This is a genomic window from Rhizorhabdus sp., from assembly GCF_018006725.1.
Classification (GTDB): Bacteria; Pseudomonadota; Alphaproteobacteria; order Sphingomonadales; family Sphingomonadaceae; genus Rhizorhabdus.
Genome location: NZ_JAGMXV010000236.1, coordinates 1 through 6,800 on the forward strand (window position 1 = coordinate 1; position 6,800 = coordinate 6,800).

The 6,800-nt window shown below is 64.1% G+C and carries 9 protein-coding genes; 5 read left to right on the plus strand and 4 right to left on the minus strand.

Going from position 1 to position 6,800, the window contains the following annotated elements; all coding sequences use genetic code 11:
• Window positions 1–868: MFS transporter (locus KAY22_RS22355; protein ID WP_296625385.1), on the minus strand; the 868-nt coding region annotated here is incomplete at its 3' end.
• Between the two features lie 204 nt (window positions 869–1,072).
• On the opposite strand from KAY22_RS22355, the gene KAY22_RS22360 reads away from it, so the two are divergent.
• Window positions 1,073–1,480 (plus strand): DUF2177 family protein, encoded by a 408-nt coding sequence (locus tag KAY22_RS22360; RefSeq protein WP_296625386.1) that lies wholly within the window; start codon window positions 1,073–1,075, stop codon window positions 1,478–1,480.
• Between the two features lie 4 nt (window positions 1,481–1,484).
• Window positions 1,485–1,832, plus strand: a complete 348-nt coding sequence (locus KAY22_RS22365) for a GFA family protein (protein ID WP_296625387.1) — start codon at window positions 1,485–1,487, stop codon at window positions 1,830–1,832.
• 6 nt (window positions 1,833–1,838) lie between these two features.
• On the opposite strand, the gene KAY22_RS22370 is transcribed toward KAY22_RS22365, so the two are convergent.
• Window positions 1,839–2,864 (minus strand): cyclopropane-fatty-acyl-phospholipid synthase family protein, encoded by a 1,026-nt coding sequence (locus KAY22_RS22370; RefSeq protein ID WP_296625388.1) that lies wholly within the window; start codon window positions 2,862–2,864, stop codon window positions 1,839–1,841.
• Window positions 2,864–3,667 (minus strand): DUF1295 domain-containing protein, encoded by an 804-nt coding sequence (locus KAY22_RS22375; RefSeq protein ID WP_296625389.1) that lies wholly within the window; start codon window positions 3,665–3,667, stop codon window positions 2,864–2,866. Before KAY22_RS22375 ends, KAY22_RS22370 begins: the two co-directional genes overlap by 1 nt.
• A 188-nt stretch (window positions 3,668–3,855) precedes the next feature.
• On the opposite strand from KAY22_RS22375, the gene KAY22_RS22380 reads away from it, so the two are divergent.
• From KAY22_RS22380 to KAY22_RS22390, 3 genes are read left to right on the plus strand one after another with little or no spacing between them, the layout of a single operon-like run.
• Entirely contained in the window at window positions 3,856–5,202 is a 1,347-nt protein-coding gene (locus KAY22_RS22380) for an FAD-dependent oxidoreductase (RefSeq protein ID WP_296625390.1), read from the plus strand.
• Window positions 5,199–5,975 (plus strand): DUF1365 domain-containing protein, encoded by a 777-nt coding sequence (locus KAY22_RS22385; RefSeq protein WP_296625391.1) that lies wholly within the window; start codon window positions 5,199–5,201, stop codon window positions 5,973–5,975. The genes KAY22_RS22380 and KAY22_RS22385 overlap by 4 nt, the downstream gene beginning before the upstream one ends.
• The gene (locus KAY22_RS22390) at window positions 5,972–6,448 is read left to right on the plus strand and encodes a GreA/GreB family elongation factor (protein WP_296625392.1); all 477 of its coding nucleotides are present in this window, start codon (window positions 5,972–5,974) and stop codon (window positions 6,446–6,448) included. The genes KAY22_RS22385 and KAY22_RS22390 overlap by 4 nt, the downstream gene beginning before the upstream one ends.
• Window positions 6,449–6,521: 73 nt before the next feature.
• Here KAY22_RS22390 and KAY22_RS22395 read toward each other — a convergent pair.
• On the minus strand, window positions 6,522–6,800 hold a 279-nt coding region (locus tag KAY22_RS22395), incomplete at its 5' end, for a winged helix-turn-helix domain-containing protein (protein ID WP_296625393.1).

Below are 6,800 nucleotides of genomic sequence, written 5' to 3' on the forward strand. Positions count from 1 at the left end.
GCATCGCGGTGCGCCGTTCCCCGAAGCGCTTGACCGTGCGCCCCAATATCCCCTTCTGAACCGTGATCATCGAGAGGCCGGCGAGCGCCAGCGAAGCGCCGACCATTCCGTCCGTCCAGCCATATTGGGCGATGGCGAAATAGGCCCAGGTCGCGGGATAGACCATCGACGCGATGTTCCAGAGCAGCAATATCCCCGCGAGACTCAGCACGCCGGGCAGGCTGCGCGCGGCAAGCAGCGCTCCGACGGGGTTGGCACGCGCAATGCTGAAGCGGCGACGGTTTTCCTGCGCCAGGGTTTCGGGGAAGAAGAAGGCTCCGAACAGCAGATTGACGGCCGAGAAGGCCGCTGCCGCATAGAAAGGTACGCTGTGGCCCAACTCGCCGAGCAGCCCGCCGATTGCCGGGCCGATGATGAAACCGAGGCCGAAGGCCGCTCCGACCAGGCCGAAGCGCCTTGCGCGGTCCTCGGGCTCGGTAATGTCCGCAAGTGCCGCCGTGGCGGGGCTGAACGAGGCGCCGAACACGCCCGCCAGCAGCCGGCCGACGAACAGCCAGGTGAGGTTGGGCGCAAAGCCCATCAGCAGATAGTCGATCGACAGTCCGGCCAGAGCGAGCAGGAGAACGGGTCTGCGCCCGAAACGATCGCCGAGATTGCCGGCAAGCGGCCCGCAGAGGAACTGCATGAGGGCATAGACCGTTGCCAGCCAGCCGCCCATCCACGTCGCTTCGTCGAGGGTAAGGTGGCCGACCTCCATGACGAGGCGCGGAAGGACCGGAATGACGATACCGAATCCGATCGCGTCGATCAGGATCGTGACGATGATGAAGATCGTGGCATTGCTCTTGCCGCGCGACGATACCGACATGCCGTTCCTATTTCCCGTCGGCTTGGTGAGCCGCCTTTTTCGACCGCATCATGATCCCACTCGCAGCGGGCATGCACAGCGGCAACCCACGCATGTCCGACCACCAGCTATTGCCTTGGCGGCCACATTGCCGTTCCATATCCGAAACACAAGGATGACGGGCTCGCGCTTCTCGCCCATCATTCCTCCAGCAAGGAGAGCCCTATGACCCGAATAGCCCTGTCCTATGTCGCAACGCTCATCGTATTCGCGATCGTCGATTTCGTATGGCTGAAATATTCGGTCGACATCCTCTATCGCCCGGTCATCGGATCGATCCTGGCGCCCGAACCGCGCATGACGCCGGCGATCATCTTTTACGCCCTCTATATCGCCGGCCTTGTCTATTTCGCCGTCACTCCGGCGCTGAATGCCGGCCAGTGGCAGACCGCTGCGATCCAGGGTGCGCTGTTCGGCTTCTTCGCCTATGCGACCTATGACCTGACCAATCAGGCGACGCTGGTCGTCTGGTCGTCGAAGATTACGATCGCCGACATGATCTGGGGCTCGTTCGTTTCGGGGGTCGGCTCGACCGGCGGCTATCTGGTCACAAAGGCGATTATGAAGGGGTAACGGGATGAAGGTGGAGGGCGGCTGCCATTGCGGCCTCTTGCGGTACGAGGCCGAGATCGGCGAAGGGCCGTTCAAGATTCTCGACTGCGACTGCTCGATCTGTTCGATGAGCGGCTACCTCCACCTCATCATTCCCGAAAGCCGCTTCCGGCTGCTCGACGGCAAGCAGGACAGCACCACCTATCGCTTCGGGTCGGGCAAGGCGCGGCACATCTTCTGCTCCCAATGCGGGATCAAGAGCTTCTATCGCCCGCGCTCGCACCCGGAAGGGATCAGCCTAAACCTGCGCTGCATCGACGACTGGCAGGACCTGACCGTCGAGATCAGCCCCTTCGACGGGCGCAGCGCTTAGCCGCGATCAGGCCGAGGGTTTCAGCCGATAGTGGCTGACCGCCCAGGGGCGCCCCCCGTCGAAACCGAACAGGCCTGCGGTCGCAAGGAAGAAGAGCCGCCAGCGCCGCTCCCACAATTTGCCGTCCGCACCATAGGTCTGGCGGAAGATTTCGGCGATAGCCGGCTGGTTTGCGTCGAAGCGCGCGAGCCAGTCGAAGGCGGTGCGCGCATAATGTTCACCGTTCCAGCGCCACTCCTCCTCGACCGTGAACAGATCGGGGAAGTGCCGGATCAGGCCATGGCTGGGCATGATTCCGCCGGTGAAGAAATGCTGCGCGATCCAGTCCGCCTTGTCGGCATGGTCGAAGCGATAGCTCGCCCGGTCATGGGTGAAGATGTGGATGAACAGATCGCCGTCGGGCTTGAGCCAGCCCTTCACCTTGGTCAGCAGCGCGCGCCAGTTCGACATATGCTCGAACATCTCGACCGACACGACCCGGTCGAAGCGGTGGTCGGCCTGGAAATCGTTCATGTCGCAGGTGATGACGGTCAGGTTGGTCGATCCCTGTGCGCGGGCGAGCTTCTCGATATGCTCGCGCTGCGAATGGGAATTGGACACGGCGGTGATGCGCGCGCCTGGATAGCGAGCCGCCATGTAGAGGCTGAGCGAACCCCAGCCGCAGCCGAGTTCCAGAATCTCCTGACCGTCCGCCAGCCCTGCATGGGCGACCGTCTGCGCCAGCGCGGCCTCCTCCGCCTCGCCGATGCTGCTGCCGGGCAGTTCATAGTAGCAGCAGCTATATTTGCGGCGCGGGCCGAGGCACAGATCGAAGAAGGAAGCGGGCACCTCATAATGCTGGGCATTGGCGTCGTCGGTGTGGATCGCGATCGGGAAGCTGTCCATGTCGCGCGCAAAGGCTGCCTCGACGTCGGGCTGGACCGCCAGCTTGCGCGCGGTGCGGCCGACGAGGAAGCGGACGCCCGCCAGCGTCACGGCGTCGGGAAGCGGCAGCCGTTCGACGGCTGCGGTGGCGGCGGCGATGATGTCCATCAGTTTTTCCTGGGCGGTAGTGGGAAGAAGGCGCTGGTGCGCGCCATGTAGGAACGGAAGGCTTCACCCCGGCTCTTGAGCATATGCTGCTCGAGCAAGGGGATGCCCGACACATGGACCAGCAGCCAGTACATCAGCAGCGGCCCGATGAGTGCCAGATAGCCGGGCCACCAGTCGCCGCCGATGTCGATGGCGATCACCGGATAGGCGACCCAGCCGAGCCATTCGAAGAAATAATTGGGATGGCGCGACCAGGCCCACAGCCCCTTGTCGCAGACCTTGCCCTTGTTGGCGGGATCCTTGGCGAAGGCGCGCAACTGGCGATCGGCAACCCCTTCGCCCGCCACCGAAACGACCAGCAGGGCAAGGCCGATCCAGTCCGCAAGCGAAAGGGCGGGGCCGGGGCGGTGGGCTGCGGCGAAGACGGTGACGACAAGGCCGACGCCGCACAGCGCCTGAATCTGGAGGAACAGGAACAGGCGTCGCTGGAAGCTGTCGCCCCATTCGCGGCGGAACTCCGCATAGCGCGGATCCTCGCTCTTCGCCTCGGCGGTCCGGGCGAGGATGTGAAAGCCCAGCCGGAGCGACCAGAAGCCGACCAGTCCGGCGACCAGCCAGATGCGGGGCAGCGGCGCGTCGCTGCGGGTCATCAGCGCGACGATCAGCCCGCCGATGCCGATCGCGAAGGACCAGAACACGTCGGCCCAGCCCGATTGGTGCGTCGCTTTCTGCACGGCCCAGGCCGAAGCCATCATCACGGATAACACGGCCGACGCGACCAATATGCTGACGATCGGATTCAAGAAAATGTCCCCCCGGGCCGCGCTGTCCTAATCCCATACGAGGAAAGCCGCCAAGCCGTTGCACGAAATTTCGCATTGCGCTTTGCCGACGCGGGGGTAGCAGTCGAGGCAGGGCAAAGGCGCAACCTGTTCGTCCGTCGGGCCGTAGCTGAAGGCGGGCAATGCGTTGGGTAAAGGGTAGTGGGAGCATGACCAATTTCCGCAGGGGACGGCGCATCGCTGTCGTCGGCAGCGGCATCACCGGCCTTTCGGCCGCGTGGCTCTTGTCCAAAGACAATGAGGTGGTGCTGTACGAGGCGGAACATCGTCTCGGCGGACATACGAGAACGATCGACGTCGACACGGGTGCTGGCGGCGTTCTGGGGGTCGACACCGGCTTCATCGTCTTCAACGAGCGCACCTATCCGAACCTGATCGCGATGTTCGAGCATCTGGGCGTGCCGACCCGCCTGACCGACATGAGCTTCGCGGTGTCGCTCGATGACGGAAAGCTCGAATATGCGGCGGGTGACCGGCTGTGGCAGCTGTTCGCCCAGCCCTCCAACATCGTCTCGCCGCGCTTCTGGTCGATGCTGCGCAATCTGGTCCGCTTCTACCGCGACATGGGTAAGCACAGTGGCGGTTTCGGCGACATGACGCTGGGTCAGCTGCTGGAGCAGGGCAACTATGGCGCGCCATTTCGCGACGACCATCTGTTGCCGATGGCAGCTGCGATCTGGTCGGCGCCCGCGCAATTGCTGCTCGACTATCCGGCCGAGGCGTTCGTGCGCTTCTGCAATAATCATGGGCTTCTCGATCTTGGCCAGCGCCCGAAATGGCGCACCGTCGTCGGTGGCAGCCGCACCTATATTGAGCGTCTGATCGCTGGTTTCCGGGGTGAGGTGCGCCTCGGCACGCCGGTCGCTCGGATCGAGCGCAAGGCGGGGCAGGTCACCATCGTCGACGGCACGGGGCATTCCGATCGCTTCGACGATGTCGTCATCGCGTCGCATGCCGATCAGGCGCTGGCGATGCTCGCCGATCCGAGCCCGCAGGAGCAGGAATTGCTTGGCGCCTTCCGCTACAGCCGCAATGTCGTGGTGCTGCACCAGGACGCCACCCTGCTTCCGAAGCGCAGGATGCTGTGGGGTGCGTGGAATTATTTCGGACGTCGCTATGCCAATGATGCGACGGGCGATCTTTGCGTCAGCTACTGGATGAACCGGCTGCAGGGCTATGAGACCCGCGACCCGCTGGTCGTGACGCTGAACCCCCACCGGCCGATCGACCCCCGACGGGAGATCAACCGTACCAGCCTCGATCATCCGATCTTCGATCGGGCGGCGCTCGACGCACAGCGCCGGATCTGGGCGATCCAGGGGCAGCGCAACACCTTCTTCTGCGGCGCGCATCTGGGGGCAGGCTTCCACGAGGACGGGTTGCAGGCTGGGCTGGCCGTGGCCGAGATGCTGGGCGCGCGGCGGCCATGGACGGTCGAGGACGCGAATGGCCGTCTGGCGCTGGATCTGGCACCGGTGCGGGAAGCCGCCGAGTGAAATCTGCCATCTACGCAGGGGAAGTGTTCCACCGGCGTTTCCGGCCCCGCAGCCACGTCTTGCGTTACCGCATGTTTCAATGCCTGTTCGATCTCGACGAGATCGACCGCATCGATGGCTCGTGCCGGTTATTCTCGCGCAATCGCTGGAATCTCTTTTCCTTCCGCGACCGCGACTATGCTGATCGGTCGGGTCAACCGCTGCGGCCCCAGATCGAAGCGCTGATGCGGCAGGCGGGGCAGGAACCCGACGGCGGCGCCATCCGTTTGCTGACGATGCCGCGCATGCTGGGCCATGTCTTCAATCCGCTCAGCGTGTGGTTTTGCCACCGCCGTGACGGATCGCTGTCGACGATCGTCTATGAGGTGACCAATACCTTCAAGGAGCGCCACAGCTACGTCATTCCCGTGGTCGATTCCGCGAGTGACGGTACCCTGATCCGCCAGGCCTGCGACAAGGCCTTTTATGTTTCGCCCTTCATGGATCTCGACATGCGCTATGAATTCACGGTCGAGCCGCCGATGGAAAAGACCCGTGTCGTCGTCGCGGGCGGCGATAGCGACGGGCCGTTGATCGTGGCCGCATTCGGGGGCGATCGTCGCGAGCTCAGCGACCGGGCTCTGCTCGGCGCCTTCCTGCGCCACCCGCTGCTCACACTGAAGGTCGTCGCGGGCATCCATGTCGAGGCCCTCTGGCTGTTCCTCAAGAAGGTCGGCGTGCGCCGGCATGTCGCGACGCCGGGCGACGGTGTCTCGATCGTGGTGTCGGCATGAGCGTCGCCTTCCGCCGCGAGAGCGACGAGGAACATCTTGAACCCAAGTTCGAACTGCCGATCCCGCCCGGCCCCAATTGGGTGACCGAACGCGGCGCGCGGCTGACGGCCGAAAGGCTGGAGGCGATCGAGTCGGCTATTGCCGAGGCGGTCGAGCGCAAGGCCGGCGAAGACGAGATCAAGGCGCTGCGGCGCGACCAGCGCTATTGGGCGACCCGTCGCGCGACGATGGAGGTGCAGCCTTCGGCAACCGGCGATGTCGCCGCCTTCGGTACGGCGGTGCGGTACAAACTCAACGGCAAAGAATCAGAGGTGTGGATCGTGGGCGACGACGAGGCCGATCCCGCCGCCCGCGCCATATCTTTCTCGTCGCCGCTGGCGCGCGCTCTGATCGGTGGGAGCGAGGGCGAGTATGCTGATTTCGGCGGCAAGGCCGATGCGATCGAAATCGTCGAGATCCGCCCGCTCGGCTGACCGCTCATGCGAAGAAGGCCGCGCTCCTTTCGGATCGCGGCCTTCGCTTTTGCCCCTGTAGCAAAATCGGTGATCAGGCGGCGACGGCGCCTTCTTCCGGGTCGCGCAGCACATAGCCGCGGCCCCAGACGGTCTCGATGTAATTTTCGCCACCGCAGGCCAGTGCGAGCTTCTTGCGGAGCTTGCAGATGAACACGTCGATGATCTTGAGTTCGGGCTCGTCCATGCCGCCGTAAAGGTGGTTCAGGAACATTTCCTTGGTCAGCGTGGTGCCCTTGCGGAGCGAGAGCAGCTCCAGCATCGCATATTCCTTGCCGGTCAGATGGACGCGGGCGCTGTCGACCTCGACCGT

Bases quoted from the DNA above. Each gene is read 5' to 3' on its own strand.
- KAY22_RS22370 (WP_296625388.1), bottom strand. From the start codon at position 2,864: ATGGACATCATCGCCGCCGCCACCGCAGCCGTCGAACGGCTGCCGCTT.
- KAY22_RS22365 (WP_296625387.1), top strand. From the start codon at position 1,485: ATGAAGGTGGAGGGCGGCTGCCATTGCGGCCTCTTGCGGTACGAGGCC.
- KAY22_RS22380 (WP_296625390.1), top strand. From the start codon at position 3,856: ATGACCAATTTCCGCAGGGGACGGCGCATCGCTGTCGTCGGCAGCGGC.
- KAY22_RS22360 (WP_296625386.1), top strand. From the start codon at position 1,073: ATGACCCGAATAGCCCTGTCCTATGTCGCAACGCTCATCGTATTCGCG.
- KAY22_RS22390 (WP_296625392.1), top strand. From the start codon at position 5,972: ATGAGCGTCGCCTTCCGCCGCGAGAGCGACGAGGAACATCTTGAACCC.